Raw genomic sequence first — 26,017 nt, 5'->3', positions numbered from 1 at the left:
TGGTACCTGGCCTGGCTGACGCACAAGGCGCTGGAGGCCGAGCGGCCGACCGCGCGCCTGCGGGTGTGGACGTGGCTGCTGGCGCTGACCGCGGCGGCGATGAACGTCTGGCACGGCGCCACCGGCACCGCCTTCGGCGCCGACGGGCTGCAGGTCGGCCTGGTGCGCGGCTTGGCCTCGCTGCTGGGGGTCGGGCTGTGGGAGCTGACGGTGATGGCGCGCCGGCAGCGCACCAGCGGTCGGCCGCTGGCTGAGCTGCGGACCGCGCTGTGGCGCCGGGTGCGCTACCCGAGGCTGTCGTGGGCGGCGGCCAGCATCCAGGCCGCCCGTGGCTCGCAGTGCTCGGCAGAGCTGGCGTGGCGGGCGGCGTGGATCGACCGCTACGGCGTCGGCCCGGACGCCTCCGGGCGCGAGCGTCGACTGTCGCGCAGGGCGATGCGCCGCCAGGCTCGCGCCGATCGCAAGGCGGTCCGCAAGGGACAGGCGGCCATGGTCGGCGGTCTGGTGATCGGTCGACCGATCCCGATCGTCATGCCGAGCGTCGATCGATCCACGCTCCCGCTCCCGGCTGCGTCGATCGACCAGGTCGAGGCGCACGTCGATCGATCGACCCCCGGCCTGGTCGAGGCGCCGTCGGGCGAGTCGGCGTCCACGCGTCGATCGATCGAGGCCCCGGCAGCCGAAGCGCTGCCTCGATCGATCGAGGGCCCGGCTCAGCCGGTCTCCGCACCGATCGACTCCCCGGTGCTCGCGGTCGGCCGGCACACGCCCGTCGATCGACCGGCGGGCCGATCGGGTCGATCGGGCCGGGCTGCGCGCCGCCAGATCGAGGCCCCGGGCGCCCGTCGATCGATCGACGGCCACCGTGCCGCGCTGGCGGCGGCGATCGAGGCGGGATCGATCGATGCTCGCCCGACGGCGGAGGCGATCCGCAAGACGCTGCGCTGCGCCCCGAGCATCGCCCGCCGGCTGCGTGACGAGCTCGCCGAGGGGGTGGCGGCATGAGCGCATTCCGCACAAGCATCCTGCTGCTGGACAAGGAGCGCCCGGACACGCCGCTGGCGGCGACCCTCACCTACACCTCGCGCGACCCCTACGCGGTGGAGCTGGCGCTGCTGGACGCTTACGGCGACGAGCTGCAGGCGCACGTGTTCGCTCGCTCGTTGCTGGCCGACGGGCTGAGCGGGGCGGCTGGCCAGGGCGATGTGCGGGTCGGCCCGGTGGGCAACGACGACTGGCTGGTCATCGAGCTCAGCGGCGAGGAGCTGCGCAACGAGGCCGCCGACACGGTGTCGTTCTTCGTGGCGCGTGAGCAGGTCGTCTCCTTCGTGGCCCGCTCCTACCGGCTCGTGCCGAAGGGCCTGGAGCACGAGTGGATCGACTGGGACCGCGAGATCGCCAGCGTGCTCGGGGGTGCGGCATGACTCCTCCCATGGCCGCCGTCGCGCCTGTGGTGCGCACCGAGCGGGACCAGGCGGCGTTGCTGGCCAGCGAGTATGCCGAGCTGCTGGCGGCCGCCAGGGCGAGTGTGGCCGCGGCCGCGCTCGGCGAGGGCGATCCGCTGATCCACGTGCGGCACGTGCTGGCCCGGCACGGCCAGTTGCCGCCCGCCGGCGCCCGGCCGGTGGTGCTGCTGGCTCACCCCGCCATCACCTCGACCAGGGCGAACAGGGCGGGGGTGGCGTGATGGCGATCGCTATGCCCGCCCCGGTGGCCCACCGCGAGTACTTCGCCGGCGTGGCGGCGTCGATCCCGGCCGCGCGGTCGTGGGCGCTGGGTCTGCTGCCGGCGGACTGCCCGCGCGCTGGCGACGTCGCCCTGGTGGTGAGCGAGCTGGCCACCAACGCCATCCTGCACAGCGCCTCTGGCCAGGTCGGCGGCCGGTTCGCCGTCCAGGTCGAGCTGGAGCCCGGCACCGTCGGGCTGACCGTCATCGACCTGGGCCCAGCCCTGGTGCCGCTCCAGCGTGAGCCGCGCGAGGGCGGCCACGGCCTGGAGCTCGTGCAGGGCCTGGCCGACGTCTACGACGTGCGCGCCGAGCCGGCCAGCCGCACCGTGTGCTGCTGGCTGGACTGGCAGTCCCCGGAGGTGACGTGATGACGAACGAGACCCGCGACGACCTCGACCAGCCCGTACCCGCCCCGGCCGCGCAGGTCGAGGAGTCCCCGGCCGACGACTCGATCGACGTCGACCCGGTCGAGGACTACGAGCACGAGGACCAGGCCGAGGCCGAGGATGCGCCGTCGGGCATCCCGGCCGGGCATCTGGCGGCCGGCGGCATGACGGGTGGGACGGTGCTGCTGGGGACGCTCTACCAGCTGACCGGCGTGGCCGGGCTGGTTGCCGGTGGTGTGCTGGCCGGTGGCGGCGCGGTGGCCTACATCCGGCATCGCCGGGGCCGTGGCCGCGCGCAGACCGGCACGGGCTGGGCGGCCGGGTCGGGCTCCAGGAGCAGCGGCGGCAAAACCGCGTCTGCTGCGGGTGGCCTGTTCGGCGGCCGGAAGGCTGCCGGCAAGTCCGCTAGCGCGCTGTTCAGCACCGGGGCCAGCGGTTCGGCTCGGTCAGGCAAGGCGGGCGCGTCTCGCGCGAGCCGCCCGGCCGCGGGTGCCACTCCCGCTGGAAGGGCTTCCGCCTCCCGCCCCGGTCAGAGCGGTCGGGCCGCTGGTGGGCGCGCTGCCGGCGGCTCTACCGCGGCGCGGGCCACGGGCAAGAACGCGAGCCGGAACGGGAGCGCGGTGGGCGCTGTCCGCAAGCAGGCGGCCAGCGTGGGCCAGGCCACCCGCGCCGCGGCGCGTAAAAGCGCTGCCGCTGCCAAGACGGTGACCGGCGGGGCCCGCCGGGCGGCGTCCTGGGGGGATCGCAAGAGCGGCGGTCGTGCGGCTCGTGCCGCTCGGGCGGGCCGTGCAGCTGCGCGCGCGGCCGCGATCGGTGCGCGCAAGGCGGCGGTGTGGGCTGACCGCAAGACCGGCCGTCGCGTGTCGGCCGGCTACCGGGCCGCCACCACCGGTACCGACCGCAGCTTCCGCGCCCGCCGACGTCGCGCGGCCGCCGTGCTGGGCTGGCACGGGCCGGTGACTGGGCCGGTCATGGCGCTGGTGGCGCTGCTGACCGAGGCCTGGCGTCGCCGCAAAGCCCGTAAGGGTGAGGCTGAGAAGGACGACGGGGCGGAGGCGAGCGAGGCCGGCGCCGGGGCTGAGACGTCCACCGACAAGCCGCTGGCGGACGGCGACCACGCTCTGGCTGCGAGCGTCGCGTGCCCGCGCTGCGGGGCCAAGGTCAAGGGCACCATCCCGGCCGACGAAGAAGACGTCTGGGTCACCTGCGCGTGCGGCTTCAAGATCCGCTTCTACCGCAAGCCGAACGACCCGCCCGACAACTGGGACGACGCGGCTGGCCCGGCTGATCGGCCCATCACTGCCAGCGCCACGTGCGTGGGCTGCGGCGCGCGGCACACGGCCACCATCCCGGCCGGGCAGGGCGGCCAGTCGGTCATCTGCCCGTGCGGCACTGAGCTGCTCTTTCTCCGCAAGCAGCCGGGCGAGAGCCCGGCCGCGAGCACGGCGACCGGTCGAGACCGGCACCGTCACCCCTTCACCGCATCCAGCACCTACACGAGGAGGAACCGCACCATGAGCGCGAACCCGCTTGCCGCGGCGGCTGCCGAACTGAACGCCGCCGCTGCCGCGCACGCCCCGGTCGACATGTTCCAGGTGGCCCGGGAGCTGGACCAGCTCCCGGAGATCCCGGCCAACGTCGGCATGGCGCTGCGCACCTACACCGTCCGTCTGCAGGGCGAATACCCGATCGACCCGGCCGTGGTCGAAGCGCTCGGCGCGCTGTACATGGCCCACGCCCAGCTCGTCGCACAGGCCGAGGAGATCGGCGCCCTGTTCCGCCGGGCGCACGCCGAGGACCTCAAACGCGAAGAGGCCCCGCGCACCAACGAAGCCGCCTGGAACGTCTGACTCGATCCGCCCCCGGGTGGGCTGCGTACGGCATCCCGGCCCTGACCGGCCGGGATGCCGGGCGGAACCGACCCGACCCCCTCTCTGCTTGAGCTGCATGACGACCGACTGGAGATCTGATGGCCACCAAGACATCCGCCAAGACCACCAAGGTCCATTGGTCGCTCGCGACGCGCAGCCCGGTCACCGCGACCGCGCAAGGCGCGCTGGCCCTGGCCGCCGTGGCCGTGGCCGGCGACCTGGCCGCCGTGGAGCCGCTGTGGGGCGGCGCCGCGACCGCCGCCGGCGCGGTGGCCACCGTGGTCCGCTCCGCTCACCTGGCCCACCCGCCCGCCGGGCTGCTGTACCGGCTGGTGTGCTGGCTGGGGGCGGGGTCGTGGCTGACCTACACGCTGGCCGCCGGCTTGTGGAGCCAGAGCGCCTGGGCCGTTTTGGGTATCGGCGCGGCGACGGCGGGAATCCTCGCCCCGCTGGGTCGTGCGACGCCTCGCACGTCTGGCGCCGGTCGCACCGGAAGGGCGCTGGTGCTGGGCCGGACCGCGAAGGTCGGCGAGGACTGGGAGCGCCGGATCCAGCGGGTGTGCCGGATGCGCGTCCAGGTCACAGGCGTGGCGGCCTGGCCGACCCGGTGCGGCTACGACGTGCACGTGGACCTGCCCGGCGCTGGATCGACCCGCACCCAGCTCGCGGCCGCGGCAGATGCGCTGGCCACCGACGCCCGCCTCCCGCAGGGCTGCGGCGTGGAGATCACCCCCGGCGCGCACCGCGGCGCCGTCGTCCTGCGGGTGGCCACCGTCAACCGGCTGACCGAGAACATCGACTACCCCGCCGACTACCGGCCCCGCTCCATCATGGAGCCGATCGTCTTGGGCGAGTACCGAGACTCCAGCCCGACCGAGGTGCTGCTGCGGGAGGCGTCCGCGCTGGTCACCGGACAGAAAGGGTCAGGTAAGACCACCACGCTGCACGCGCTGACCGCCGGGGTCGGGCTGTGCCGGGACGCGCTGGTCTGGCACATCGACCTCAACGGCGGCGGCATGAGCCAGGCCTGGCTGCACCCCTGGCTGGAGGGCGAGTCCGACCGGCCGGCCGTGGACTGGGCCGCCGCCACCCCCGAGGAAGCAGTGACGATCGCCGAGACCGCGCTGGCCATCGCCAAGGACCGCAAGAAGAGCACCCGCGCCCTGAAGATCAAGGCCAACGCGTCGTTGATGCCGGTCAGCGCCGACCTGCCCGAGATCGTCATCATCGTGGACGAAGGCGCGGAAGCGCTCGCGCCGGCCAACCGCGATCCGGTCCTGCGCGACCTGCGCGAGGCGCTGGAGGAGCTCCAGCGGATCGGCCGCAACGAGGCCTGCAACGTCGTCGTCAGCTCCCTGCGCGCGACGCAGGACATGATCTCCGCCAACGTCAAGAAGCAGAGCGGCGTCCGGGTCGGCATGTACGTGACCGACGAGGAAGAGCTGTCGTTCTTGTTCGGCTGGAACCGCGGCGTGAGCCTGGCCGACCTGCCGGGCGTGGGCTGCGGCTTCATCCAGGCAGGCCAGGGCGCGCCGCGCCCGTTCCGGTCCTACTACATGCGACCCGGCGACATCGTGGACGCCGCGCACGCTGTGGCCCGTATCCGCCCCGAGCTCGATCCGACCGCCCGCAAGGTCGCCGGCGACACCTACGCCACCCGCTACGCCCGGATGCGCAGGGCCTTCACCGACCTCGACACCGTCCAGGAAGAGCTGGCCGACGTCCGCCAGACCGCAGCCACCGCCTCGCCGCCTCACCTGACCGCCGTGCCGTGCGGTCCGGACGCCACCGCCTGGCCCGACCTGCGCGGCCTGACCCGCAAGCCCGCCGCCCCGGCGATGACGCAGGCGGCCGCCTGGCCCGACCTGCCCCGGCCGCGCCACAGCGAGATCCTCCGGGCCGAACACGTCCGCCCCGTGGCCGCTGCCCCGGCCGCTGCGTCCCGGCCGCTTCCGGAGATCCTGCGCCGCGCGCTGGAGGCGTTCGGCAGCGACACCCGCATGCACAGCGAGGCCCTGGCGGCCGCGCTCGGCATCGTCACCGTCAACGACGCCGGGCAGCGCACCCCCGACGTCCTCGCCCTGGCGGCGCTGCTGCGCCCGCTGGGAGTCGCCACCCTGCCACGCGCCTTCCTGCGCGGCGGAGTCGAGCGGCGCGGCTACGCCCGCGAGGACCTGGAGGCCGCCGCCAAGCGGATCGCCTCCGGCGAGCTGGAGGTGCCGGCCGACGTCGCCGCCTGGCCGGCCGCCTGACCCGGACAAGCCCCGGACATCCGGCCCCGGACACCCGGACACCCCCGGACATCCGCCCCGGACACCGCCCGACCAGGGGAAACGCGGCCCGTCCGGGGGCGTCCGGGGGAGCGAAGGACCCCCTTGCGTAGCCCTCCACACCCCCGCCACCCCACCCCGTCGCCCCCCGGACACCCGGACACCCGGACACCTGAAGGAGGAGAGATGACCGTCAACCCGATCGCCGCCGCCGCGGCCGACCTCAACGCCGTGGCCGCCGCACACGCCCCGCTCGACATGTGGCAGGTCGCCCACGAGCTCGACGAGATCGCCGCCGTGGACGACTTCACCGCCACCGCGATCCGCACCTACAGCCGCCGCCTGGAAGGCGAGTACCCCGTCGACCAGACCGTGCTCGACGCGTTGGAGGACCTGGCCCGCGCCCACGCCGACCTCGTGGCCATGGCCGAGGAGATCGGCCCGCTGTTCCGCAAGGCCCACGAGGCCGACCTGCGCCGAGGCGAGACCCCGCGCTCCGGCGAGCACCTGTGGAACGTCACCGGCGGCACCCCCGGTCCCGAGCCGGGCCTGTGCACCGACTGCCCGGCCGACTGCACCCGCCGTAGCACGCAGCACACCGCCCTGTAAGCCCACTCACCTCAAAGAGGAGATCACTCCCATGAACATCCCTGACATCGTCGGCGACGAGTCGACCTTCACCCACCCGGACGTGCTCGACCGGGGCGTCGCTGAGGGTTGGGCGGACCCGCGTACCGACCCCACGACGATGGACTGGCCCGCCCGGCAGGCCGCCGCGCTCATCCCGTTCGAGGTGGTCGACGGGCGCCCCCTCAACCCCTTCAGGCACAAGTACCCGACCGGCATCCGCTACGGGCGCGCCGAACTGGGTCACTGGGGCGAGCAGGTGTGCGCCGACGCCGTGGTGACCTCCATCGACGGCCAGGGCCGTCGGTGGCTGGTCATGGTCGAGCGGGGCGACGGCCACGGCTGGGCCCTGCCGGGCGGCACGGTCGATCCCGGCGAGGACCCCGCCGACGCGGCGATCCGCGAGCTCGCCGAGGAGACCGGCCTCGACCTGGCCGACAAGGAGCGCGAGGTGCTCCCGGCCCGGTACGTCCCTGACCCGCGCGCCTCGGATGAGGCGTGGATGGTCACCGTGCCGGTCCGGATCGACCTCGGCGAGGTCGCCGACTGGGACGTGCCAGTCCCGGTGGGGGCCGACGACGCCGCGTGTGCCGCGTGGGTGCCGGCGGACAGCTACGCGGTGCTGGTCGACCACCTGCAGGTCGGATGCCAGGCGCGGGTGTTCGCCGCCCACCAGGAGCTGCTGCGGGACCTGCTCGACTCCTGACATCAGACGGGCGCGCATCACCGCGGTCATCGGCCAAGACACCCGCGGCGGGCGCGCCCGCACACCCCACCAATCCCAGATCAGAGAGGCACCTCCATCATGACGCACACCCGTTCCCGCCCGTCCACGCCGTCCGTCCCGGTCGGCGAGGTGACGGTCAGCGGTGACGAGCTGCTGGCCGTGCTGCACCGCGAGGGCGACGCCGCCCGCGCCGAGCTGGCCCGTGTCGACGCCAAGGCGAACATGTTGCTCGCGTTCGCGCTCGGCGCGTTGACCGCCGTGGCCGCCGCGCTGATCACCGCAGGGCCCCGTCTGAGCGTCGCTGAGGTGGCCGGGGTGCTGCTGGCCACGCTGCCCCTGACCGGGGCGGCCGGCGTGCTGCTGACGGTCGTGCGGCCGCGCATCCCGCGTGTCGGCGGCACTGGGTTCGTCGCCCACGCCCGCACCTCCGGCGGCCAGGAGCTCCTGGCCGCCGTGGCCACCGCCCAGCCCGAGGCCCGCGCGGCCGACGACCTGCACCGGCTCTCGCGCATCGCGCTGGCCAAGTACACCTTGGTCCGCCTGGCGGTCGACCTGATGCTGGTCGCGCTGGTCGCGCTGGTCATCACGCTGCCGCTGGCGTTCGGCTGAGCAGGGGGCCGGACAATGACCACCACCTCCATACCCGAACCGTCCATCGCGAGCGAAGAGATCGGCGAGCACATCAGTGAGGTCGAGGCGATCGGCGCGCTGCTGGCCCGCCTGCCGCTCACCGGCGCCCCCGAGCTGCTGGAACTCGCCCGAAGCTGCCCGCTGGGCCAGGTGGCCGCCAGCGCCCGCCGGCTGCAGGAGCGGCTGCCGGCCGTCGGCGACGACCAGGCGGCGCGCCGCTGGATGGCCGCCCTGGAGCGGCTGCGCGCCCGGCTGGTCGACCTGGTCGCGGCCGCCTATGAGCAGGCGAGCGCCGCCGAGGCGTGGCTGAACGAGCTGGACGCCCCGGCCTCGCCGAACACCCAGAACACGGCTCAGGCGGCCGAGGAGCCGAGGACGCGCCGCCGGCGGGCCTCGACCGGCCCGGCCAACCGCGACGACACCACCCGTCCGGTCCCTTCGCGCCGTACCAGCGACCGCGTCGGCCCGAACGAGGATGAGGCGCGCGTACTGGTGCGCAAGCTGTGCGAGCGGATGGCCAGCAGCGACAGCGAGGCCGCCGAGCTCATCGCGATGCTGGACGTGGGCTGATGGGACGGGCCCGCATGCCGTTCTGGGACCCCGACGGCCAGCGCCACGGAGGCATCCCCACCTACCCCTGGCAGATGGCCCCGGCCGGACTGGCCACCTACCGGCAGCTCGCCGCCGCCGGGCTACGACCGGGCGGACAGCCGGTGTGCGCGCAGATCATGTGGCGCTCACGCCGCTCGAAGACAGGCGTCAGGGTCGCCTACCTGTACGAGCTGGCCCTGGCCAAGCCCAAGCGCACCCCGACCGAGGCCCAGCGCGAGGCGATCGCCAAGGCGCTGCGCGCCCGGCGCATCTGTCCGGACTGCGGCGTCGAACAGCCGTACTGCCTGCCCCGACGCTACGGCGCCTGCCTGGACTGCCACGGCTGGGAGGTCAGCGCCTGATGCCGATCAGAAGGTTCCACCCGTGACCCGGCGCCGACGCCGCGGGTCCCCGCTCGGCCAAGTGCCGGGCGGGGTGCCCGGGGTGCCTGCCCCGGACGCCCCCGTCCATGACAAAGCCCCAGGGCGCTACCCGACCAAGAGCACGCCCCGGGGCCCCTCAGTGAGGAGTCTCCACGATGACATCCAACAGCAGCCGTGTCACCCGTCAGCAGTGGCCGCAGGGCGCCAACGGCGGCCAGTCCCAGCCCGTCTACACGTGCTCGTGCGGGGCGCAGTCGACCAGCCCCATCAACCACAACCACCGGTGACCACGGCCACGGGACCACGGGCAACCCGTGGTCCCGTGCTCGGCTTCTCCGGCCCGGCGCTTTGCGTCGACCACCGTGGCGGCCGCCAGCGCGCGACGCAATCCCGACCGGGCCAGCCCGGGGCACGAGGGTGCGGGTGTCGGCGTCCTGACGACGTCGACGCGCCTGTCAGGACAGGGAGCAAGGGACAAAACACCTGCACACCGAAGTTTTCTGACAAAAGATCCGCACGGCTTGTAAAGAAGTGTGGTACTGATCTCTGCATGCCGGTGGCGTCCGCCGCCGGTCCCCTGTCCCTCGTGCGTCAGCGTCCGATCTGTGCCCGTCAGGACGCATGTGCGCCTGCAGAAGTGCGACACGCCCACGTTTACGGGGCGTGCAAGGGCGCGCGGCATGGCGTGATCGTGGAAGGATGCCGAGCTGACTGGACCACTACGGCCCCATCGGGAGTCGCCCTAGGCAAAAAGAAACGCCCCGCAGGCTGCGGGGCGTCGAAAACAACTTCATCAAGCAGAACACGTCTTGGAACGATCAGCTCGGTTGCTTTGGCCGGCGAAGAGCGGATCGACCTTGAGTGGTCCTTGCACGTCTGGAGACGACCATAGCAGGCAGCCAGGCGGTCAGCCCACTATGCCCTGAAGACACGCCGGGGCAGTTGCGCGCCGCTCACCCTCCTTTCCCGGCCGCTCGCGCGCTCGCCGCGGAGCTGGACGCCGGGCTCGATGCTGAGCCTGAGTCACGGAGTAAGCGTTACCCGCACTACGAGGGCGCTGACGAGCTGCCCGGCCTGCCTTCGGAGCTGTGGTGGCGGCTGCTGCGGCTGCTGATCACGCGCGGGGAGTACCTGCATCCGTGCGCGGCACGGCTGGCCAAGCACCTGAGCCTGGAGGCCGACAAGCGCGGCCGCCTGGTCGACATCGATGAGGTGCTGGAGAAGTACGCGGCCACGCACCTGCTCAGCAAGCGCGTGGGCTGGACCGACCTGGATCGGCTCATCGCGGCCGGCCTGGTGCGTCAGGCCCGCCGTCCGGCGCCGGGCATCCAGGCGCGCTATGTGCTGGCCATGGACCTGGCCGCGCTGCCCGACGATCTGCCCAAGACGTTGGCGGCCGAGGTGCGCCGGCACATCGACAACCCCATCACCATCGCCAAGGGCGGCCAGACCAAGGCCATGCTCGATGAGGGCCTGGCCGAGTGCGAGGTGGTCCGGTACGGCTCAGCGGTCCGCCGTGAGCCGATCATGACGGCTCTTGGCTGTGGACGACTTCACACGTCTCCTTATACACGCGAGGGACTCCCCCCTCCCCAGTCACAGCCGTCACAGAAGCGTCAGCGGCCGCGTCTGTTGCCGTTCCAGGGGCGAGATTTCGACGAGGAACGAGGCGCCGCCCTTAACTTTGTAAAGATCTTGGCGCCGGAGTGGGCCCGTCAGCGAGCCGGGCAGGTGCCGAGCGACGCCGAGATGGGCGAGCTGGCGCATCTGGTGATGCTGCTGCTGCGCCATATGCCCGAATCGGAGGCGCGCGAGCTGCTGACCACGCAGGTCGCCTCCGCGACCGACCTGTGCGGCGTGCTGCGCTGGCGCATCGGCCGGACCCTCGCCCAGCTGCGCCGCGCCGGCCGCCGGGCCCGTCAGCTGCGTGTCGACGACGACGGGCGGCGCCATGCCGCGTTCCTGGCCGCCAACGCCGAGCGCAACGCCGCCAACGCGGCTCGCCGCGCCGAGCTGGTCGAGCTGGCCCGACGTCAGGCGCGCAGGCTCGCGGGGGACCGAGTCGAGGGCGAGCTGACCCGCTTGGACGCCCGCACCGCGCCCCACGACGGCGCAGAGCCCCAGAATCGCCTCAGCGGCCCGCACCCCCTGCCCCCGGGCAACCGGTCCGGCGACGCGCCGAACGCCCCGTGGCGACCGTCTGGGGGGCTCTGTGAGCCGGAAGAGATCTTCCAGCGCGAGGTCCGCGACCGGCACCGGCTACCCGATCAGACATCCGGGACGCCCGAGAACGAACCGGACGCCACGCCGAGCGCCGAAGCGGTGGCCGCCGACCGCGAGTGGCTGGTGCAGATGATGGCCGCCCGGAGCCGCTCGTGAGCGCCCGGCATTGCGTCGCGCCAAGGCCTGGCGCGGCCGCCGCGACGCAATACGTCGCCCGCCGGCGGCCGCCGCGGCGTACGACAAAACCCCGCCCTCGAGGAGGCACGGGGTTGAGGAACGGCAAAGGCCTTCCTTGCCCTCCGCTCAGGGTGCCGATCCTGGCGCCCTGAGCGGAGGATTTCATGCTTTCTGCGGGCGGTTGTGGAGCTGCTCCTTAGCCGCAGAAGTGGGCATACCCGACTCGGTATCCGGCTGCCCAGCCTTGCCAGTAGTCGGAGGCGTTGAACGAACGATTGGACTTCTTCTTGCGGCAGTCCATCCGCCCATCGCGGAGGCCCTGCCTCTGTCCGGCCGCGTAACCCCGCCACCATGACTCACTATGCTTCGGCTTCGGCTTCGCCGCATGCAGGACGTTGCTCGTTGCTGTGGTTGCTGCCTTTGCCGAGTCGAGCGCGCTGGAGGCGTGCGATGCCGTGGGCGGCAGTGCGAGCGCCGCCAGCAGTGCCGGTCCGAGCGCCAGCAGACGTACCTTCCCGTGCATGGGTGGCTCCTTTCCGGCCAGGAGGCCCTACTGCAGGCCTATGGCCTTCAGCAGGATTGTTGCTGCCGTGTCGTGACAGCGGCGTGACGACCGAAACAGCGGTCTTCGCCCGCCTGGCAGCCGAGCTCGACCAGGCCGCCGCCCACCTGCACCCCGCCGAGGGCACCGTCGAGGACCTGGTCGACGTCGACCAGGAGAGCGCGCTCGACGGGGACCGGGCACGCCCCCGTCGACCGGCTGGGAGCCCGCGCTCGCCGGCGCTGTGCGCAGCCACCAGGCGACCGCCGCCGACCAACGCCCACGCGGCCCGCCTCGCCGGCCTGTGATCGGCCCCTGGAGGTGTCACGGCACGGCCGGACGGGTGTCACGGCAGGTGTCACAGGGGGTGTCACGCCGGGTGGTTTGTGCCGGTATGTCCCCTGTCACGCGGGGGTGTCACGACCCCTGTCACGAGGCCCTGACCGGTGACTCTCTGCCTGTCACGCCCTCTGTGACACCCCCACCCCCCTGTCACGCACGCGCCGCTCCCCGATCGCCCACCCACCCACCTGCGCGAAAACGATCTTGAGCGTGGGGGGATTGCGTCGTCCGCCGGCGGCCGCCGCGGTGCTCGACGAAAGGCCCCGAGGAAGCGGAGCCGAGGCCGCGCGTGGATGTTGACACCGGTGGACTTCACCTCTGGGTGGTCCCGTCGCCACGGGACCACGGGAAGCCCGTGGTCCCGTGGATGACCTTGGCCGCGCTGATCTGCGTCAACGCCCGCCCCGACCGGGTCTCCGTGATCGTAGAAGGACGCAAGCGCCCCTTTCGTGTAGCAATCCGCGGCGTGATGCGACCCCAGACCACGCAGGCCCACACCGGCCCACAGCAGACCATGCCCTCCCCCGCCCCGGCCGGCGCCGAGTCCGGCCCGCTGCAGCGGCCCACGATGACCGTGCGCGAGGCGGCCGCCGTGCTCGGCATCGACCGCGGCGCCGCCTACGACGCGGTCCGCCGCGGCGAGCTGCCCGCCCTGCGCATCGGCCGCAAGATCCTCATCCCCACCGCGCCGGTCCGCGCCATGCTCGGCCTGGCCCCCCTCGACGGCGGGCAGTGATATGAGCATCAACCTCATCATCGAGGTCCTCGACCACGCCCCCGCCACACTGACCTACCGCGAGCTGTTCTTGCTGATCGTCTTCGCTGAGCAGGCGCGCGATGTGACCCGCGAATGCTGGCCCGGCGTCGAAGACGACCCCCGCTTCCTGCGCCGGGCCCGGCTCAGCCGCTCCCAGCGCTACGCCGCCATCAACAGCCTGATCAGCAAGGGTGTGCTGGAGCGCGTCACCGGCGGCCGCAAGTACCGGCGTGCCGCCTTCCGCATCCAGGAGATGGCCCCGCCCGACGCCTCGACCAGCGCCGCCGAGCACGCCGGCGACGTCGACCAGGTCGAGCGGCCCGGCATCGGCGTCGGCCAGGCCCCGGCCGGGCGCCGCCGCGACGTCCAGGCCCTGCTACGCCAGGCCGGAGCCGCCCTCACCGACCAGGCCGCCGACCCGCCGCACGCTCAGCGTCCCGAAAACCGGGACGCTGAGCCTGACCCGGCTGCCGCTGCGGCTGAACAGCGTCCCGCGAATCGGGACCCTGAGCCGCCACCTCAGCGTCCCGATTCCCGAGCCTCAGCGTCCCGGAACGCCAGCCTCAGCGTCCCGGCTGGTGGGACCCCTATCCCTCAACCCCGTCAACTCTCCTCATCACGGCGCCGGCCGGCCGACATCGTCCGTAACGAGCTCGGCGTCGACGCCGGCGAAGCCGAGGCGATCGCGGCCGCCATCGAGCAAGCCGTGAAGCCGCACAACCTGGCCGGCTACATCACCACCCTGGCCCGCAACGGCGACCTGGCCGACTGGCAGGGCCACGTCCGCGAACAGGCCGCCCGCCGCCACGCCGGACAGGCCGCCGACAACCGCCGCACCGCCCCGCCCTGCCCACACGGCGAACCCGGCGGCGACCAGATCAACCCGAGCTCCGGCCAACCCTGGTGCGCGCTGTGCCGCAACGGCGTGCCACCCGACGACCTCGACCTCGCCGCCATCGCCGCAAGAGCCTCATGACCGCCTCCCTCATCTCCGGTCGAAAAACAGGAACCACCCCCGCCCCGGCGACTTTCGCGAGGCATCACGCGCGCACACGCGCGAGCACCAGGCCCTCGCCGAGCAGCCCCAGGCGGCGAGAGTTTCCGGACTTTTCCGGCCGGTCTACGCGCGCGCGTGCGAGGCGCCCGCCCGCCACCCGTTTGCCCTCCAGGCCCGGGCCGACAGGCCGAGCGGCGACACGGGACCACGGGGCGGCCGTGGTCCCGTATGCCCCGGGACGAGCGCAGGCCCGCGTCCTGCCGTGCATTGCACCGTGCACGGACCGCGCGCGCCTGCACCGAGGGCCATGCACGCGTGCACATGCACGATCCGGGAGTTTTGGGAGCCGTCATCGCGCAGGCGCGCGAGGCGACGCCGTGGTGGCTCACGCGGCTCGGCTGCTGGTGACATGACACGGGACCACGGCCACCCCGTGGTCCCGTCTCCGTGATGCCGCAGGTAGACGCGTCAGTGGAGGAAAGGCGGGCGCGGCACGGGTCGGCGGCGTACCGTCGCGGTCGTGATCCCATCCGACCCGACAGCACCCGCCGACGGCATCGACGCGGTCACCGCGTTGCTGGACGCCAGCCGGCGCTACGCCACGCATGTTCGGCTGCTGGTCGACCAGCTCGCCGACGCCCATCTGGTCGGCGAGGACGCCGCCCGAGTCCAGGACGCCATCTACGCGGTCACCGAGACGGCCTCACAGGCCCTCGCCGTCGCCGTCGGCCTGCACCGGCACCCCCGCCCCGCGAGGTGCCCGGCCTACAACCTGCTCACCGACGCCGAGTGGGAGCCGCTGGCTGACGGCGCCTTCGCCCGCCGACTGGCCTACGGCTGCGAGCTGCAGCCCGGACACCCGGGCCTGCACGCCGCCCAGGCGCAAGGCGAAGCGCCGTCTCGGGACACATGGCTGCGCTGGGGCGACGGCACCCGGGAACTGGTTGAGCTGCCCACCTGCAGAGCCCGGCGACGCGGGCCGGACCCCAAGGGCGTCGACGACGAGGGCTGCAGCCTGTTCGCCGACCACGCCGGCGCGCACGCGGTAGGCCAATGGCTCGGAGACCTGGAGCTTGAGCCGGAACACCGTCACACCGGCCGCTGACCTGGCCGAACATCACACGGGACCACGGGCATCCTGTGGTCCCGTGGATGGGACGGCGCGGCCGCCGGTAGGCCACTGCCGGCAGCGACCCGGCCTGCTTCCGGAAGCACCCCCGCTAGCAGTGCGAAACCGGCACTGACCTGGCGGGTAGCAGGTAGCAACCCGTCGACGACCTGACCCCGGAACCGGCTCCCGCGGGTGTCGGAGACCACCTCTTCGAGGTGGCCCGCCTGTACGGCGCGGCTGTCACGGTTCGGCTGGTGCTCGCAGCGTCGCCGGCAGAGCTGGCCGACCCGGCCGACGCCTCCGGTTGACAGAGCCACGGTCGCCGGAGTCTCCATCACCCGGGCGTACGGTGAAGGTGTGGCCTCCGACGTCAGCGGCTCGCCGCGGCGCTGCGACGCGTGCCAGCGCCTCCTGGCTCCAGGGGCCCGCGCCGACGCGCGGTTCTGCTGCGACGCCTGCCGGGCCAAGTTTCGGCGGCAGGTGCGGCGGTGGCTGGTCCTCGGGTACCGGTGGGCCGCCATGGACAGCGCTGACCCAGACCCGGCCCGGTTCTGCCGGGTCTGCTACTCGTTCTTGCCGGTCGAAACCCGGCGGGGCGCCTTGTACTGCTCGCCGGCCTGCAAAACCCGTGCCTGGCGGCAACGGCGTGCCGTTGCGCACGCGGTCGTCCGTGACCGATAACCGACCGGCTCGCGCCCGAGGGTTCCCCAGCGAGCTTGCGGGCCCGCATATTCGAGAGCATCGCTCTAGCGTTGCTAGCTTGCGGGAACATCTCGTTCTCACAAGTAGCTTCCGATCTTGGTCTTCTACCCTCGCCAGCCATGCACTCGGCGTGGACACTCCTTATCGGGAGGTCCTTCAAGTGCCGCTCACCGCCCACCACGCCGACGCTGGCCGACTTGATGCCACGCATGAGGATCTGGGCTGCGGCCTGGCCTGGGACACCATCCATCGAGTTCGGCCCCGTCCCATGCTGGCCTGCACGTGGTGTGGAGGCCGTGTGCACGCCAAGATCAGCCCGCAAGGCCTGCGCTTCTTCGCACACGACATAGCGGATCCCTCCTGCCCCTGCCGAGGTGAGTCACAGGCGCACCTCTACCTCAAGACCCTGTTCGCCCGCCTGTCCAGGGAAGCTGGCTGGCACGCCGAGGTGGAGGTTCCCGGCCAGGGCTGGCGCGCAGACACCCTGGCCACCCACCCGAGCACCGGACGCAAGGTCGCTTGGGAGGTCCAGCTCTCCCCTGCCAACCTGGCCACCTTGCAACGCCGTACCGAAACCCTGGCTCGCGACCGGGTGGCGGTGTGCTGGATCTGCGACCGACTCAGGCACTGGCTTGGCCTGTTCCCCTCGATCCAGATCGAGTCTGTCGGCCCCTGGCCCTTCGAGTCGGTCAGGCCCCAGTCCCCCGGCGTCGTCCCCGCCGTCCTCGACGGGCACCGCCGCTACGACACGGCGACTCGCACCTGGGAAAACCCCGGGCCGCTGGAACTAAACGTCTTCGTCACCGCGGTGCTCACCGGAAACCTCATCAACATCGCGGTCCCCCAGCACAGCAACCTGTACTTTCCTAGCGTCTACGGCCCCAGCCGTCGGCCGGGTACCCGCGTGTGGACCACTCCTGCCTACGCCGCACAGTTCCACCAGCACCGTGCAACCCGCTGACCCTCTCCGGCAGAGCTCGCCTCATGACCTACACCGCTGGCCAGATCACTGAGATGGCCGCCCACGCTTACAACCTGGCGAAGCCGGGCCTGTGCAGCTGGCCCGGCCGCGCTCACGATGGAGTGCGTGCAGCAGCATGTACATGTTGCAGACGGTCAGTTGATCGCGCCGCCCGAGGTGCCCGTCCCGCGTATTTGGCTCCCCCTCGCCGCCGGCATCGTGGCCGAGCTTCCCCCGGTCCCCGGCACCAAGCGATGGCTCAAGAGGTCCGCCGGCATCCGAGCCCCCCAGTTCGGCGACGACAAGAAATGGCGCCTGCCCCGCTCCTCGCTCGGTCGCCTCATCATCGTGTGCATCGACCGCTACGGCTACGCCGCAGTGTGGCGTGACATGGCCAAGCTCTCCACATGCAACCGGCTGTGCCTTGAGGCGACCGGCGACGAATGCGACTGCTCTTGCCTGGCCGCCAACCACGGCCAAAACAGCCCCGGATGGCACCAGATGTCCGGGCATACCGTGGTGGCCGATCATGGTGAGTACACCCGATCCCTGGTCCTCTACACGCCTGCCGGCGTCCACGGCGGGGCGCGTATCTACGCGGGCGAGCTCGACGGCGTCCCCTACACGGCCGAGCGCCGCCGGCGTCGTGACTGGCCGAAAGCGGCGGCGTTCGTGTGCGCGGCGTGCATGACCAACCGTGCCCAGGTCTGGGACCACTGCCACGCACACGGCTATGTCCGCGCGCCCCTGTGCAACGGCTGCAACACCCGCCACTGGACCGGATGGCACGTCTCACAAGGCCGTGCCGAACGCCCCGTGAACGTAGACCCCAGCTACTACCAGCGCTGTCCGCGTCTGGGTGACCCGTACGGGAACGAGTGCAGTAAATGATCCCTCTTGGCGGAGCAAGTTAGTGGATAAGACAGCCTTAGCGTTCCGTCCGGGACGGAACCTCGCGGCAACCCGGCGTGCCGGTCGGCGGCACCGGTGCCGCCGGGCCGGTCACCAAAGCCATGATCGTCGCGGAGCAAGTTAGTACGAAACTCGGAGAAGACGTTCCGTCCGGGACGCAAGCCCGCTGTGATGGATCAATGGATCCCGCCGGCGAGAGCACCCTCAGCACCCGCGTACAGCAGCGCCTGCAAAGCCGCACCTGCGGCTGGTGCGGCAGCCTCATCCCCTACTCCGGGCGCGGCCGGCCTCCGACCTACTGCAGCAAGGCGCACCGCAACCGCGCCTGGGAAGTGCGCACCGCCGAAGCCCGCCTGCAGCGCGACATCGCCACCGCGGCCGCGACTGCCGAACCGGTGCGCGAGGTCATCACCGAGACCGTCACCCACACCCAGACCCGCGTCCAGACGCGTCTGGACCGGCGGCCGCCGGCCACCGCTCGCGGGTGGGTCGAGCACCTGAACGAGCTCACCCGCCAGCTCGACGACGACCAGCTCGGGCGCGAGCACTGGAACCACGCCCGGCTGTATCGCGCCCTGGCCGACGCCGTTAACGCGCTCGACCGCGCCCACCCCGGAGGCCTCGACCGGCTCCTGGGCCGCTGACGCTCACGAGCACCAGGCCGACGCGACCGGCGCAGCAAGATAGGCGCTAAGAACGCCTAACAAAATGATCTCCGGTGTGATGTGATCTCTCGCTGTAGTGAGCGTGAGAGGAGCACGGGTGGCCAAGCCGAAGCCATGGGAGGTCAGTGACGAGCTGTGGGCGGTGATCGAGCCGTTGCTCCCTCAGCGTCAACGCCGCTTTCGCCATCCGGGACGTAAGCGGTTGGACGATCGGCTGGCCTTGCAGGGCATCCTGTTCGTGCTGCACACCGGGATCGCCTGGGAGCACCTGCCACAGGAACTGGGCTATGGCTCTGGGATGACGTGCTGGCGGCGTCTGAACGAGTGGAACTCCTCGGGTGTCTGGCAGCGGCTGCACGAGGTGCTGCTGGATCGGTTACGAGCGGCGGATGCCTTGGACTTCTCCCGCGCTGCTGTGGACTCTTCGCAGATCAGGGCGCTAAAAGGGGGGCGCAGACCGGCCCGTCCCCGGTCGATCGCGGGCGGGCCGGCAGCAAGCATCATCTGATCACCGAGGCCACCGGGATCCCCCTCGCGGTCATCCTGACCGGCGCCAACCGCAATGACGTCACCCAGCTGCGCCCGCTGCTGGACGCGATCCCGAAGGTTCGTGGCAAGCGCGGCCGGCCTCGTCAGCGCCCCGATGCCGTACTCGCCGACCGCGGCTACGACCACGACAAGTACCGCCGCTTGGTCCGCGAGCTGCAGATCCGCCCCCTGATCGCTCGCCGGGGCGCCGAACACGGGTCCGGCCTGGGCAAACACCGTTACGTGGTCGAGCAGACCTTCGCCCTGCTGCATGCGTTCCGGCGCCTGCGTATCCGCTGGGAGGTCCGTGACGACATCCATGAAGCGTTCCTCAAGCTGGCCTGCGCGCTCATCTGCTGGCGCCGCCTCGCTTCATTGCGTTAGGAGCTCTAAGTGCCCCCCAACTCGGCCGGCGCCGGCCGTGAATGCAACTTTTCTCTACGACGATCAAGGCGCCCGCTACGCGGTCGCGCGCGGCGATGTACTTATGCATCTGCGATGCCACGGGCGGTTCCCGAGGTTGCCCCCACGGCCTGCTAGCGTGCTAACGCCCTGGTCACGGGCGGGTTTCGGTGCTAGCGAGGGTGCTAGCGATAGCAGGGCCAGGTGCTAGCGATAGCAGCGCCTACCGGGTTGCCGAATTGTTCTTATGAGGATCAAGCGCGCCCCGCGCTGAGCGCGCGGGGGGCGCGGGCCCGGCGGATCGACGGCCGGGCGTGCGGCCCTGGCGGCCGGTCCCGGCCGCCGCCCGCCACGCCCGCACCCGCACCCTCACCACAGCCGCCCCCAGACCTTCAGCGCCCTTCCGAGCCCCCTGTCTCGCTCTCGCGCTCCACGCCTCAACGATCTTTCACACCACGGCATTACAACGCTGACGGTCTCCCCCGCCCCATGCCGTCATGTCCTCACGCATCGACTGCCAGCGGGGTTCACACCTAGGCATCTTTCATTCGCGCACCTCGCGAGCAAGATCAGAAAGGCGGAACGGACCAAGGTATCTACGGCTTCGCCAATACGTCCGGGACGAAAGATGGAGCGTCATTGCCCAGTCCTCGCGAACCTTGCGACGTCCGGACTTACCTTGCGATCGATCGTGCAACGTCCGCACTAACCCTGCGACGGAGAGACCTACCTGTGACCAGGCGCGAGAGGAAACGACATGGCTAACGCGAAAGCTCAGGACTACTTCCGCAGGGCGGAAGAGACGCTCAAGGTCGCCAACGCCCGCTCCGGTGCCGTGATGATGGAGCTCCTGGCTCAGGTCCAGGCGTACGCAGCTCTCGCTGTCGCCGCTGAAACACTCGACGTGCAGGACTAAATGGCCGCAAACCCCGAGGCACGCAGCGGCGCTGCCGCGAGCGTCACGGACGCGACCAGACGTCCCTCACGTACCACCGCGGCCTTGGTATGCACGTTGCCGGTCGCCGAAAATGCAGGGTTAGTCCGGACGGCCGTAGGCAACGCGTCCGGACCTACCTTGCGAGCCTCAGGTCAGAGCGATGGCGCGTCGCAAGGTTCGTTCGGACAAGACAGTCATCCGTAGGCGGCTGAGGCCTCACGATCGCCCCACTTCGGTACCGGCCGTACGTGGTCGGGGGCGATCGCCGCCGCGGACCGACTTCGTCGGCCCACGGCACCGAGGTGACGGGTACAGGGCCGCGACACGCCTGGACAGAGGACACGGGACCACGGGAAGGCCGTGGTCCCGTATGGTGCCGCCATGTCGATATGGACGGTCACAAACCTCAAACCGGGCACTGCCAAGACGACAAGCGCGGTCTGGTTGGCCCACGCGCTGCATGAGATGGGCCACCGGGTCCTGCTGGTCGGAGCCGATCCCGGCGGCGCTCGCCTGAAGATGGCACCCGATCTCAGCGACGGCATGGGGTCGGCCGAACGCTGGAACGCCCGGGCGCCGATGCCGTTCGACGTGATCAGCCTGGCGACCCGTGACCTGCACCGGACCCTGCCCACGCTGGCGGCCGACTACAAATTCACGGTCGTCGACTCCCCGCCCATCGAGGACCACCAGGGCATCGCCATCTCGGCGCTCCGCGCCGCCGACGTCGCCATCATCCCGGTCGCGCCCACCACCGTGGAGATCGACCGCATGGCGCCCGTGCTGCATGTGATCGAAGAGGTCAACGCTCTGCGCAGCGAGGACCTGCCGACCTGCGTCCTGCTCAACCGCTGCGTATCCCAGGCCGCCAGCACGGGAGAGGCGGCCACCGTTCTGGCCGAGCAAGGCCACCACGTCCTGGAGACGCGCATCCCACGTCTGGAGCTGTTCGCGCAGAGCCACGGCGCCCCCGTGCTCGCCAAGGGCACCGCCTACGAGGAGGCCGCCATCGAGATCCTCACCCTCAAGGCGCCGGCGGCATGACCCAGCGGCGTAGTCGAGGCAGCATGTCGGCCGCTGCTGCACGTCAACCGGCCACGGGACCACAGGCGTCCCGTGGTCCCGTCGTCCGGGTCAAGCCGTACAAGCCGACGTTCGACCTGGAGCCGGACTTGCTTCGCCAGGTCCGGGTCTGGTCAGCTCGGCATGGCCTGGTCGGCGTTGCTCCGGTCGTGCGTGCGCTGATCGCCGAGCTGATGGTTAACCCGGCCCTGGACCTCGCCGTGGAAGATGCCATTGCCAAGGCCGTGCGGCCCGCCGGCACCTTGACCAAGACCACCTACGACCTCGCACCGTCGCTCTACCGCGACCTGAAGGAGTGGGCGGCCAGCCACGAGACCACCAACGTCGCCGTGCTCCGGGCGCTCATGACGGTCCTCATCAAGGACCGCAACGGCGCCATCAGCACGCTCATCGCCAGCGCAGCTCAGCGATAGTCGATTGAGCATTTGGCCAGCTCAAAAGACACGGGACCACGGTAAGCCCGTGGTCCCGTGTTGGATTCTGCGAAGATCTAACGCTCGTCGATCTCCGTCCATGGCTTGTCCATCGCCCGTGCCAGCGCTTCGACGGGGTCCATGGCGGGCGTGATGCCGAGAGTGCGCAGCAGCTGCCCGGCAGTAGAGACGGCCTGGCCCTTCTGCCCGGGGGCCACGTTCGGCGCAAGGCCGTGCGCCTCCAGCACCGTGCGCACGTCGTCGACCAGGCGGTGCGGGTCGTAGGTCTGCATGATGGTTACTCGCCTTCCTGCCAGGACTTGCCGGTGATGCGCTCGTAGACCTCGATGTAGCGGGCTCGGGTCGCCTGCACGATGTCGTCCGGGACGGGAGGTCCCGGAGGGGTGCGGTCCCAGTCGAGAGTGCTCGACCAGTCGCGGACGAACTGCTTGTCCAGCGCATGCTGGGGGCGACCCGGCTCCCAGGAGTCGGCCGGCCAGAACCGGGAGGAGTCAGAGGTGAGGACTTCGTCGGCTAGGACCAGCGTGCCGTCCGGTGCGCGGCCGAACTCGAGCTTGGTGTCGGCGATGATGATGCCGCGCTCGGCGGCGATGGCCGCGCCGCGCTGGTAGACCTCCAGGGTCACGTCGCGGAGCTTGGCGGCGGTCTCGGCGCCGATTTCGCCGGCGACGTCGTCGAAGGTGACGAACTCGTCGTGCCCCACGGTGGCCTTCGTCGTGGGGGTGAAGATCGGCTCCGGAAGCTTGGAACCCTCGACCAGGCCCTCCGGCAGCGGCACACCCGACACGGTGCCCTGCTTGCGGTACTCCTGTAGGCCCAAGCCGGCGAGGTAGCCGCGGGCGATGAACTCCACAGGCAGCATCTCCAGGCGGCGGCAACGCACCGCCCGGCCCGCCCACTCAGCGGGCACGTCCGTACCGCTGATCACATGGTTGGGGAAGACATCGGCGAGCTGGTCGAACCACCACAGCGACAGCTGCGTCAGGATCTTCCCCTTGCCGGGGATGGGCGTGGGCAGCACCACGTCGTAGACCGACACACGGTCGGAGGCGACCAGGATGAGGTCCTGGCCGTCGAGGTATACGTCTCGCACCTTGCCCGAATGCAGCAGTTCCACAGGGTCTCCTTAGTTGTCGGTGATCTCGAACTCGTAGGACTGCCAGCGCTGGGCAGCCGACACGTACTCGCCGTACTCGATGATGTTGCCGTCGCCGTCGTAGACCCAGTTGCGGCCCCGCAGGACCGGTGAGCCGAGAGGAACGCCAAGATCCTGGATGTCCTGTTCAGAAGCGGCGTCGGCGGCGTTCTGGTCCCGGACGGTCTTGATCGTCCGGCCGGTCACTTCGGCCAGGTAGCCGAAAGTGCCCTGGAGGATCCGCTCTGTTTCCAGCAAACGCGGTGCGACCTCGGCGAGCTGGCCGTCGAACCAGGACGTTGACGCCGAGACCGGCTGGTCACCGCGGTAGGTCACACGCTGCCGGCGGACCACAGGGGCGCCAGGCTGGAGGCCCAAGGCGTCGGCGATCCGCTCGTTCGCGTCGACTAGCGCCGCCGTCTTGATCTTTGCGTGCTCGTCCGGCGGATAGATGCGGCCGGTCCGGCGTGTCGCGATCGCCCGGTCGGTCGGGGAGTGCGAGGCGGGCTTCACGATGGTCCCTCGGCCGGGGGCCGTGTCCACGAGCCCTTCGCTGCGCAAGGTGGTGATCACCTTTGTTGCTGTGGCGATCGCGACGCTGAAGTCCTCGGAGATCTGCCGCCCAGTCGGCAAACGATCTCCCTCGCGGAGCTCACCAGACATGATCTTTTGCCGGAAGTGGCTAACGATCTGCAGGTAGGGCGGATCGGGCCGGTTCAGTGTGGGCGCCACAGCGATCTCCCTCAAACATGGACTAGTGCAAGGCCACTGTAATGGACTAGTGCAAGCTTCTCCGACTCGGGTTTGCGACTTCCGCTTGACGGCTAGACATTGGACTAGTGCAAAGCTTACGCTCTGCACTAGTCCAACGTTCTGCACGGTTTTCCGAGCTGAACACAGTGCGGCCTCGGCGCTGCTACCCGCCGAGGCCGCGAGGGCCGTCCAGCCATCTCACAGGAAGGACACGACCCTTGAAATCCATCATCGCCGACCGCAAGCAGGATCCCCTGCTTCCCCCTGGCGTTGTTGCCGTGATGTGTGGCGTCACCGTGCACACCGTCGCCCGATGGGCACGAGACGGCAAGCTGACTGCGGAGCGGACCCTCGGTGGGCACCGCCGCTACCGGGAGTCCGAAGTACGAGCGCTTCTGCGGCGTGACCGCCAGGACATCCCTGAGGCGGTGGTCGCGTGATCACCGCGATGCCCGTCTCCCCTGACCTCACGCTGTACCCGGCGCTGGCCGAGCTGGCCGTCGACCGGCCGCTGGCTGACGTCGAGGTCACCATCACCCTGAGCAAGCCGAGCTTCCACGGCCAGACGGAGTTCCGGCTGCGCCCGGGCGTCATCGATGCCGACGCGGTCGAGCTGTTCGGCTTCGCCCAGTGCCACCGGCTGGCCGCCGCCATCCACGAGCGGACGCGATGGTCGTTCGCGCTGGTAGAGCAGTACATCGACGAGGCCTGGAAGTGGGCGCACTGCGGCGTGCTCACCCCGACCGGGAAGATGCTCGACATCCACGGCCTGCGAGAGGTGGCCGAGGTTGAGCGGGAGATGAGCGAGCTCTACGGTCCCGTGGCCCGAGTACGCGTCGTGAGCACGCCGGCCGACCTGCGCGACGTCATCGCTCCCGGTACCCCCATAGGGGCCTGGACGGACGACATCACCGGCCAGGCAGGTGTCGAGGTCATCGCTCTGCTGGCCGACACGCTGATCGCCACGGCGAGCGCCGAGAGCCAGAGCAGGCCGGTCACGACTATCGGCTCTGCCAAGGACGCCGCTCGTCACGAGGCTCGGGCGCTGCTGGCCTACGCGGCTGATGAGCACCACTTCTACAGTCCCGTCTACACCGACGGCAGCCGCTCGCAGCGCCTGACCGAGGCGAGCGCGCCGACGGCGACGTACGCAGCGCAGGCCGCGACCGCGCACGCGCTGCTGGCCATCACCGGCGAGCTCGCCGAGCTGCGCCAGAGCGTCGGCCAGATGGCCGCGGTGCGGCAGGACCTGGCCGACATCGCCGCGGCGGTGCGCGAGCTGGCCACTGCCGTCACCGCCGCGTCGACGGACGTGGTCGACCAGGTCGCGGACCTGTCGACCACCCTGGATCAGGTCGCCGGTAAGGGCCTGGCCGACGTCGCCACCGAGGTGGCCGGACTGGCCGCCGCCGTCGACGACCACGGCCAGCGCCGCCGCTCGTGGCGTGACCTGTTCCGGCGTCAGCACCCCGCTGACCTGCCGGCCGACCCCACCGCGCTCTCGGCTCGTCCCACCGACATCGTGATGGCAGCCGGCCACGCCTCCCCGAACCCGCTGACCCAGCACGAAGGAGGGCGTGCCTGATGACCACCTACTGGGACCCCAAGGCTGCGCGCACCGCGGCGGCCGCCGACGCGCAGGCCCGCCTGGCTGAGGCTGAGGCGACCCGCGCGGAGACCGCGCTGCGTCTGGAGCAGACGCGGATGCAGATGGACGCCGAGCGTGAGCGCACGGCGTCGCAGGCCCGCGAGGAGCGGCGGCAGGCCAAGGCCAAGGCGAAGGAGACGCGCCGGACTGAGCGCGCCAAGCGGGGTGCGGCGCGCCGGGCGGCCCTCGGTGAGGCGGCCGTGGCGACGGCTGAGGCGATCAGCGCGCGGGTGCCGCTGCTGGTCGGCGCGATCGCGATGGGCGCTCCGATCGCGATCGCGTGGGACGGGCAGCTGGAGTTCGGCACTCAGGTCATGCAGCTCGGTGCGCTGGCGGCCGCGGTGCCGGTGGCGCTGGAGGGCAGCGCCTGGTACCTGGCCTGGCTGACGCACAAGGCGCTGGAGGCCGAGCGGCCGACCGCGCGCCTGCGGGTGTGGACGTGGCTGCTGGCGCTGACCGCGGCGGCGATGAACGTCTGGCACGGCGCCACCGGCA

30 protein-coding genes and 1 pseudogene are annotated in these 26,017 nt (G+C 71.3%); 27 read left to right on the top strand and 4 right to left on the bottom strand.

The window, feature by feature from the left end:
• The 13 genes and pseudogenes from MTP10_RS40930 to MTP10_RS40870 all read left to right on the top strand — a co-directional run.
• Nucleotides 1-1,005, top strand: a pseudogene (locus MTP10_RS40930) (hypothetical protein); the annotation flags it as partial.
• Nucleotides 1,002-1,424 (top strand): SsgA family sporulation/cell division regulator, encoded by a 423-nt coding sequence (locus MTP10_RS40925; RefSeq protein WP_310717290.1) that lies wholly within the window; start codon nt 1,002-1,004, stop codon nt 1,422-1,424. The pseudogene MTP10_RS40930 and the gene MTP10_RS40925, both read left to right, overlap by 4 nt.
• Complete coding sequence (locus MTP10_RS40920) at nt 1,421-1,687, top strand: hypothetical protein (protein WP_310717289.1); 267 nt, start codon at nt 1,421-1,423, stop codon at nt 1,685-1,687. Before MTP10_RS40925 ends, MTP10_RS40920 begins: the two co-directional genes overlap by 4 nt.
• Complete coding sequence (locus MTP10_RS40915; protein WP_310717288.1) at nt 1,687-2,097, top strand: ATP-binding protein; 411 nt, start codon at nt 1,687-1,689, stop codon at nt 2,095-2,097. Before MTP10_RS40920 ends, MTP10_RS40915 begins: the two co-directional genes overlap by 1 nt.
• A complete protein-coding gene (locus MTP10_RS40910; RefSeq protein ID WP_310717287.1) occupies nt 2,097-3,965 on the top strand; it encodes a hypothetical protein in 1,869 nt (622 codons plus the stop codon). The genes MTP10_RS40915 and MTP10_RS40910 overlap by 1 nt, the downstream gene beginning before the upstream one ends.
• A gap of 119 nt (nt 3,966-4,084) precedes the next feature.
• The gene (locus MTP10_RS40905) at nt 4,085-6,238 is read left to right on the top strand and encodes a hypothetical protein (protein WP_310717286.1); all 2,154 of its coding nucleotides are present in this window, start codon (nt 4,085-4,087) and stop codon (nt 6,236-6,238) included.
• Nucleotides 6,239-6,442: 204 nt separating this feature from the next.
• The gene (locus MTP10_RS40900; RefSeq protein ID WP_310717285.1) at nt 6,443-6,865 is read left to right on the top strand and encodes a hypothetical protein; all 423 of its coding nucleotides are present in this window, start codon (nt 6,443-6,445) and stop codon (nt 6,863-6,865) included.
• Between the two features lie 31 nt (nt 6,866-6,896).
• Nucleotides 6,897-7,589, top strand: coding sequence for an NUDIX domain-containing protein (locus MTP10_RS40895; protein ID WP_310717284.1), 693 nt, complete (start codon nt 6,897-6,899; stop codon nt 7,587-7,589).
• A gap of 99 nt (nt 7,590-7,688) precedes the next feature.
• Nucleotides 7,689-8,219, top strand: a complete 531-nt coding sequence (locus tag MTP10_RS40890) for a Pycsar system effector family protein (protein WP_310717283.1) — start codon at nt 7,689-7,691, stop codon at nt 8,217-8,219.
• Between the two features lie 15 nt (nt 8,220-8,234).
• On the top strand, nt 8,235-8,810 hold the full coding sequence (locus MTP10_RS40885; RefSeq protein ID WP_310717282.1) for a hypothetical protein: 576 nt from the start codon (nt 8,235-8,237) through the stop codon (nt 8,808-8,810).
• The gene (locus tag MTP10_RS40880; RefSeq protein WP_310717281.1) at nt 8,810-9,193 is read left to right on the top strand and encodes an RRQRL motif-containing zinc-binding protein; all 384 of its coding nucleotides are present in this window, start codon (nt 8,810-8,812) and stop codon (nt 9,191-9,193) included. Before MTP10_RS40885 ends, MTP10_RS40880 begins: the two co-directional genes overlap by 1 nt.
• Nucleotides 9,194-9,369: 176 nt before the next feature.
• On the top strand, nt 9,370-9,501 hold the full coding sequence (locus MTP10_RS40875; RefSeq protein ID WP_310717280.1) for a hypothetical protein: 132 nt from the start codon (nt 9,370-9,372) through the stop codon (nt 9,499-9,501).
• Nucleotides 9,502-10,156: 655 nt separating this feature from the next.
• A complete protein-coding gene (locus MTP10_RS40870) occupies nt 10,157-11,593 on the top strand; it encodes a hypothetical protein (RefSeq protein WP_310717279.1) in 1,437 nt (478 codons plus the stop codon).
• 217 nt (nt 11,594-11,810) lie between these two features.
• Here MTP10_RS40870 and MTP10_RS40865 read toward each other — a convergent pair whose 3' ends face one another.
• Nucleotides 11,811-12,137 (bottom strand): hypothetical protein, encoded by a 327-nt coding sequence (locus tag MTP10_RS40865; protein WP_310717278.1) that lies wholly within the window; start codon nt 12,135-12,137, stop codon nt 11,811-11,813.
• A gap of 83 nt (nt 12,138-12,220) precedes the next feature.
• Here MTP10_RS40865 and MTP10_RS40860 point away from each other — a divergent pair, with 83 nt between their 5' ends.
• From MTP10_RS40860 to MTP10_RS40810, 11 genes are all read left to right on the top strand, one after another.
• A complete protein-coding gene (locus MTP10_RS40860) occupies nt 12,221-12,463 on the top strand; it encodes a hypothetical protein (protein WP_310717277.1) in 243 nt (80 codons plus the stop codon).
• A gap of 503 nt (nt 12,464-12,966) precedes the next feature.
• On the top strand, nt 12,967-13,233 hold the full coding sequence (locus MTP10_RS40855) for a helix-turn-helix domain-containing protein (protein ID WP_310717292.1): 267 nt from the start codon (nt 12,967-12,969) through the stop codon (nt 13,231-13,233).
• 1 nt (nt 13,234) lies between these two features.
• Entirely contained in the window at nt 13,235-14,230 is a 996-nt protein-coding gene (locus tag MTP10_RS40850) for a hypothetical protein (RefSeq protein WP_310717276.1), read from the top strand.
• Nucleotides 14,231-14,771: 541 nt separating this feature from the next.
• A complete protein-coding gene (locus MTP10_RS40845) occupies nt 14,772-15,356 on the top strand; it encodes a hypothetical protein (protein WP_310717275.1) in 585 nt (194 codons plus the stop codon).
• 1,006 nt (nt 15,357-16,362) lie between these two features.
• Nucleotides 16,363-17,025, top strand: a complete 663-nt coding sequence (locus MTP10_RS40840) for a hypothetical protein (protein ID WP_310717274.1) — start codon at nt 16,363-16,365, stop codon at nt 17,023-17,025.
• A gap of 126 nt (nt 17,026-17,151) precedes the next feature.
• A complete protein-coding gene (locus MTP10_RS40835) occupies nt 17,152-17,916 on the top strand; it encodes an endonuclease domain-containing protein (RefSeq protein WP_310717273.1) in 765 nt (254 codons plus the stop codon).
• Nucleotides 17,917-18,116: 200 nt separating this feature from the next.
• Entirely contained in the window at nt 18,117-18,581 is a 465-nt protein-coding gene (locus MTP10_RS40830) for a hypothetical protein (protein ID WP_310717272.1), read from the top strand.
• A gap of 118 nt (nt 18,582-18,699) precedes the next feature.
• Nucleotides 18,700-19,514 (top strand): IS5 family transposase gene (locus MTP10_RS40825; RefSeq protein WP_397334590.1). Its coding sequence is split into 2 segments (ribosomal slippage): nt 18,700-19,057 and nt 19,057-19,514, totalling 816 coding nucleotides; the frame shifts between segments, so codons are not numbered across the junction.
• 775 nt (nt 19,515-20,289) lie between these two features.
• Complete coding sequence (locus MTP10_RS40820) at nt 20,290-20,448, top strand: hypothetical protein (protein WP_310717270.1); 159 nt, start codon at nt 20,290-20,292, stop codon at nt 20,446-20,448.
• A gap of 402 nt (nt 20,449-20,850) precedes the next feature.
• Nucleotides 20,851-21,513 carry a ParA family protein gene (locus MTP10_RS40815; protein ID WP_310717269.1) on the top strand — a complete coding sequence of 221 codons (663 nt, stop codon included), beginning with the start codon at nt 20,851-20,853 and terminating at the stop codon, nt 21,511-21,513.
• Nucleotides 21,510-21,965 carry a hypothetical protein gene (locus tag MTP10_RS40810; RefSeq protein WP_310717267.1) on the top strand — a complete coding sequence of 152 codons (456 nt, stop codon included), beginning with the start codon at nt 21,510-21,512 and terminating at the stop codon, nt 21,963-21,965. The genes MTP10_RS40815 and MTP10_RS40810 overlap by 4 nt, the downstream gene beginning before the upstream one ends.
• A gap of 77 nt (nt 21,966-22,042) precedes the next feature.
• Here MTP10_RS40810 and MTP10_RS40805 read toward each other — a convergent pair whose 3' ends face one another.
• From MTP10_RS40805 to MTP10_RS40795, 3 genes are read right to left on the bottom strand one after another with little or no spacing between them, the layout of a single operon-like run.
• On the bottom strand, nt 22,043-22,258 hold the full coding sequence (locus tag MTP10_RS40805; protein WP_310717265.1) for a hypothetical protein: 216 nt from the start codon (nt 22,256-22,258) through the stop codon (nt 22,043-22,045).
• Nucleotides 22,259-22,263: 5 nt separating this feature from the next.
• Complete coding sequence (locus MTP10_RS40800; protein WP_310717263.1) at nt 22,264-23,103, bottom strand: phosphoribosylaminoimidazolesuccinocarboxamide synthase; 840 nt, start codon at nt 23,101-23,103, stop codon at nt 22,264-22,266.
• Nucleotides 23,104-23,112: 9 nt separating this feature from the next.
• On the bottom strand, nt 23,113-23,853 hold the full coding sequence (locus tag MTP10_RS40795; protein ID WP_310717261.1) for a GntR family transcriptional regulator: 741 nt from the start codon (nt 23,851-23,853) through the stop codon (nt 23,113-23,115).
• A 251-nt stretch (nt 23,854-24,104) separates the two neighbouring features.
• Here MTP10_RS40795 and MTP10_RS40790 point away from each other — a divergent pair, with 251 nt between their 5' ends.
• The 3 genes from MTP10_RS40790 to MTP10_RS40780 all read left to right on the top strand — a co-directional run.
• Nucleotides 24,105-24,314: a helix-turn-helix domain-containing protein gene (locus MTP10_RS40790; protein WP_310717291.1), complete on the top strand. Its 210-nt coding sequence runs from the start codon at nt 24,105-24,107 to the stop codon at nt 24,312-24,314.
• Nucleotides 24,311-25,459, top strand: coding sequence for a hypothetical protein (locus MTP10_RS40785; protein ID WP_310717259.1), 1,149 nt, complete (start codon nt 24,311-24,313; stop codon nt 25,457-25,459). The genes MTP10_RS40790 and MTP10_RS40785 overlap by 4 nt, the downstream gene beginning before the upstream one ends.
• Nucleotides 25,459-26,017: DUF2637 domain-containing protein (locus tag MTP10_RS40780; protein ID WP_310717258.1), on the top strand; the 559-nt coding region annotated here is incomplete at its 3' end. The genes MTP10_RS40785 and MTP10_RS40780, both read left to right, overlap by 1 nt.

The organism is Nonomuraea sp. 3-1Str (assembly GCF_031570565.1).
Taxonomy (GTDB): domain Bacteria; phylum Actinomycetota; class Actinomycetes; order Streptosporangiales; family Streptosporangiaceae; genus Nonomuraea.
The sequence above is the reverse complement of the archived record's forward strand: the minus strand, read 5'-3'. Positions and strand labels throughout refer to the sequence as shown.

Coding starts and splice junctions, on each gene's coding strand:
- MTP10_RS40925 (WP_310717290.1), top strand. CDS start 1,002: ATGAGCGCATTCCGCACAAGCATCCTGCTGCTGGACAAGGAGCGCCCG.
- MTP10_RS40920 (WP_310717289.1), top strand. CDS start 1,421: ATGACTCCTCCCATGGCCGCCGTCGCGCCTGTGGTGCGCACCGAGCGG.
- MTP10_RS40915 (WP_310717288.1), top strand. CDS start 1,687: ATGGCGATCGCTATGCCCGCCCCGGTGGCCCACCGCGAGTACTTCGCC.
- MTP10_RS40910 (WP_310717287.1), top strand. CDS start 2,097: ATGACGAACGAGACCCGCGACGACCTCGACCAGCCCGTACCCGCCCCG.
- MTP10_RS40905 (WP_310717286.1), top strand. CDS start 4,085: ATGGCCACCAAGACATCCGCCAAGACCACCAAGGTCCATTGGTCGCTC.
- MTP10_RS40900 (WP_310717285.1), top strand. CDS start 6,443: ATGACCGTCAACCCGATCGCCGCCGCCGCGGCCGACCTCAACGCCGTG.
- MTP10_RS40895 (WP_310717284.1), top strand. CDS start 6,897: ATGAACATCCCTGACATCGTCGGCGACGAGTCGACCTTCACCCACCCG.
- MTP10_RS40890 (WP_310717283.1), top strand. CDS start 7,689: ATGACGCACACCCGTTCCCGCCCGTCCACGCCGTCCGTCCCGGTCGGC.
- MTP10_RS40885 (WP_310717282.1), top strand. CDS start 8,235: ATGACCACCACCTCCATACCCGAACCGTCCATCGCGAGCGAAGAGATC.
- MTP10_RS40880 (WP_310717281.1), top strand. CDS start 8,810: ATGGGACGGGCCCGCATGCCGTTCTGGGACCCCGACGGCCAGCGCCAC.
- MTP10_RS40875 (WP_310717280.1), top strand. CDS start 9,370: ATGACATCCAACAGCAGCCGTGTCACCCGTCAGCAGTGGCCGCAGGGC.
- MTP10_RS40865 (WP_310717278.1), bottom strand. CDS start 12,137: ATGCACGGGAAGGTACGTCTGCTGGCGCTCGGACCGGCACTGCTGGCG.
- MTP10_RS40855 (WP_310717292.1), top strand. CDS start 12,967: ATGCGACCCCAGACCACGCAGGCCCACACCGGCCCACAGCAGACCATG.
- MTP10_RS40850 (WP_310717276.1), top strand. CDS start 13,235: ATGAGCATCAACCTCATCATCGAGGTCCTCGACCACGCCCCCGCCACA.
- MTP10_RS40830 (WP_310717272.1), top strand. CDS start 18,117: ATGGATCCCGCCGGCGAGAGCACCCTCAGCACCCGCGTACAGCAGCGC.
- MTP10_RS40820 (WP_310717270.1), top strand. CDS start 20,290: ATGGCTAACGCGAAAGCTCAGGACTACTTCCGCAGGGCGGAAGAGACG.
- MTP10_RS40815 (WP_310717269.1), top strand. CDS start 20,851: ATGTCGATATGGACGGTCACAAACCTCAAACCGGGCACTGCCAAGACG.
- MTP10_RS40810 (WP_310717267.1), top strand. CDS start 21,510: ATGACCCAGCGGCGTAGTCGAGGCAGCATGTCGGCCGCTGCTGCACGT.
- MTP10_RS40805 (WP_310717265.1), bottom strand. CDS start 22,258: ATGCAGACCTACGACCCGCACCGCCTGGTCGACGACGTGCGCACGGTG.